We start from the raw sequence: 2,894 nt of genomic DNA, 5'->3' as shown, positions 1-2,894 counted from the left end.
GTGGGCGACAGGTCACCGCAAGCCGCCTGCAGCGCGCGGAAGGTCAACGGGCCACCGCGCAGTTCCCAGATGACACGCATCATCCAGCGGCGGTGCAGCAACTCCATCGCCGCGTTGATGGCCTGCTTGTGAAGATCGGTGGTCGATGCCATGGCTCGTTGTGGTCGCTACGTTTAATGTAGCATCTCGATTGCTACTGTTTTAGTAGCATTCAATCGAAGGACCTCACCATGCCCCGCATCGATCCTGTCGTGGCGCCGTATTCGGCACCTTTGCGCGAACGTTTCGCCCGCCTGCTGCCCGAAGCGATGACGCCGCCGGCGATCTTTCGCACCGTGGCGCGCAACGAGGGGCTGTTCCTGCACCTGGTCGACAGCGGCTTGCTCGGCCCGACCGGCCTGCTCGACCGGCGTGTGCTGCCACCGGCGCTGCGTGAGCTGCTGATCCTGCGCACTTGCGTGGCGGCCCGCAACGATTACGAGTGGCACCTGCATGTCGACACGATCTCGGCGCGCATGGGTTTGAGTGCGGCGCAGATCGCCGATACGCGCAAGGCACAGCCGGATGCGATGTTGTGGAGCGGTGCCGAGCTGGCGGCCATGGCGCTGGCCGATGCGCTGGTGAAGCACCTGGCGATCGACGATGCTTTGTTCGCACAGCTGCGCGAACATTTCGACGAGGCCACGCTGATCGAAATGACGCAGCTGATCGGCCTGTACACCGGCGTGGCGATGCAGGTCGCGCTGGCCCGGCCAGAGCGCGATGCATATGTGCACCGCGCGCGCGCCGAATAATGTGTGAAGCAAGCCGATAGGCCGGATTCTGTGCAGCCTTGGTCTCTTGCGAAACCGCAGCCGTGACCGCCATTCCTCTGGGCCTGACGGTTACCCGCCTGGCTCGATGCCACCTACCCGCCGGCTCAGCGAGCCGCTTCAATGCCGGCCTATTTGGTGTTGCTGCGCGTAGAGATTGCCGCGTTTCACCCTTGCCGCTCGTTCCTCCCGGCAAGGGCGGCTACCCGGTTCCGGGCTGCGCCCGAGCCATCGGGCTTGCGCCCGGTGGCGACCGGCTTGCGCCGGCCCCGTGTAGAACACCCCTGGTCGGGCGATCCGGCAAGACTCGTCTCTGTGGCTCTGATCCGCACCTTGCGGTGGACGGGCGTTACCCGCTACGCTGCTCTGTGCAGTCCGGACCTTCCTCCAGTGCTGCCTTTCGGCAATTGCACCAGCGGCGGTCTGGCCTGCTTCACGGGACGCATTGTCCCATGCGCTGCAACGCCGGCCCGATCAGGCCGGCGCCAAGGGCTCATCAGCCCTGGGTCGGGGCCGTGGCGGCAGGTGCCTGCGGCGCGACCTGGTCCGGCGTCGCCTGACCGTAGTAGCGGTGATAACGGTAGTAACCGCGGGCCGGCACGACCACGCAGGCGGACATCAGGGTGCTGATCGCCAACGCAGCGGCCACAACCAGCAGGGGACGTCGGTACTTGTTCATGGGGACTCCGGTGTGTTCGAGAGATACCCGGACAACGTCCCCCAACCCATCGCCGCCGACCTGCGACGCCGTGCTTTACACAGCTTCGCAGCCGGCAACACCTTGGTGCCGAAACGTTTCAGTCCCCGCGCGCCGCCTTGGCCTGGCGCTTGTCGCGTACATAAATGCTCTGGCCGCGGCGCTCGCTGTCGAACAGGCCAATGGCTTCGACCAGGTCGCTGAACTTCTTGAAGCCGTGGTTGCGCGGGTCGAACGAGGCCTGGTTGGCGATCTGCGTCCGCACCGCGCTCAAGTTGGACCACCCGTCGTCGCCAGCCGCCCCATCGACGGCACGGCGCAGCAGGCTGACCAGGCGTGCATCGCGCCGCAGTTCGGTGCCGACCGGCTTCTTCGGCGCCGCGCGCGGCTTGCGTGCCGGCGCACCGGGGGCCGGCGCCGGCTCGTCGGCCTCGGGTTCGTCGTCGGGCTCACCCAGCGACTCGAGGTAGAGAAAGCGCGAGCAGGCCGCGACGAAAGGCTCGGGCGTCTTCTTCGCACCAAAGCCATACACCGTGGCACCCTTGGCGCGCAGGTGCATCACCAGTGGTGTGAAGTCAGCGTCCGACGAGACGATGCCGAACGCGTCGGGCCGGTCGGTGTAGAGCAGGTCCATCGCGTCGATCGCGATCAGCATGTCGGTCGCGTTCTTGCCCTTGCTGACGTCGAACTGCTGGATCGGGCGGATGGCGCATTCGTGCAGCACCTTCTCCCAGCCCTTCAGCTCGTTCTTCTTCCAGTTGCCATAGGCGCGGCGGATGTTCGCCACACCCAGCTTGGCCAACTCGGCGAGGATCAGGTCGATCTTCGCGGCCGGCGAGTTGTCGGCGTCGATCAGCAGGGCGATGCGCATCTCGCGCTGTGGCAAAGGTGGAGGCAGGCTGCTCACGGGAATCCCTTCGGTTGCCGGCGCATTGTGGCGCCGCGCCAGCAAGAAAAAAGGCCCGGTTGGGCCGGGCCTTCGCGTCGTGTGTGACGCTCAGTTCGCGGGCAATCGCATCGTCACTTGCCAAGCCTGCCGCGCGGGCTGCCGACGCCGGTGCAGTAGTCCCACCCCACCCCGGCCGCCGAGCCGTTGCTGCCCGTCGTCACGTCGTAGTAGTTGGTCTTGTACTCCTTCTGGGTGAACAACTGGGCGTAGATCAGGTTGTCCTCCATGTTGGAGTAGTAGCCACCGCCGCTCGGTGCCACGCCGAGCTTGTTGCCCGAGTTGTTGACGATGCCGGCGACCGCCGGAGCCGACAAGCTGGTGCCGCCCACGACGTACCAGGCCCCGTTGTAGCGGACATAGGCACCACTGGCCGGGTCGGCGTCCAGCGAGATGTCCGGCGTGCGGCGATTGGATTGGCCGAACTGCGGGTATTGGT

The 2,894-nt window shown here is 66.1% G+C and carries 3 protein-coding genes, 1 other RNA gene and 1 pseudogene; 1 reads left to right on the top strand and 4 read right to left on the bottom strand.

Annotation, left to right across the window (positions count from 1 at the left end):
* The first annotated feature begins 230 nt into the window (after window positions 1-230).
* The gene (locus AC1DYI_RS31460; RefSeq protein ID WP_477208041.1) at window positions 231-794 is read left to right on the top strand and encodes a carboxymuconolactone decarboxylase family protein; all 564 of its coding nucleotides are present in this window, start codon (window positions 231-233) and stop codon (window positions 792-794) included.
* A gap of 1 nt (window position 795) precedes the next feature.
* Here the strand turns inward: AC1DYI_RS31460 and rnpB are convergent.
* The 4 genes and pseudogenes from rnpB to AC1DYI_RS31440 all read right to left on the bottom strand — a co-directional run.
* An RNA gene (gene rnpB / locus AC1DYI_RS31455) (RNase P RNA component class A) lies at window positions 796-1,247 on the bottom strand.
* 61 nt (window positions 1,248-1,308) lie between these two features.
* On the bottom strand, window positions 1,309-1,491 hold the full coding sequence (locus AC1DYI_RS31450; protein ID WP_477208040.1) for a hypothetical protein: 183 nt from the start codon (window positions 1,489-1,491) through the stop codon (window positions 1,309-1,311).
* Between the two features lie 118 nt (window positions 1,492-1,609).
* Window positions 1,610-2,380: an NYN domain-containing protein gene (locus AC1DYI_RS31445; protein ID WP_477208042.1), complete on the bottom strand. Its 771-nt coding sequence runs from the start codon at window positions 2,378-2,380 to the stop codon at window positions 1,610-1,612.
* Between the two features lie 149 nt (window positions 2,381-2,529).
* A pseudogene (locus AC1DYI_RS31440) lies at window positions 2,530-2,894 on the bottom strand (hypothetical protein); the annotation flags it as partial.

Source organism: Ideonella sp. P3_A4 (assembly GCF_056403075.1).
Note: the sequence above shows the minus strand (reverse complement) of the source record. Positions and strands in the feature narration are given on the sequence as shown.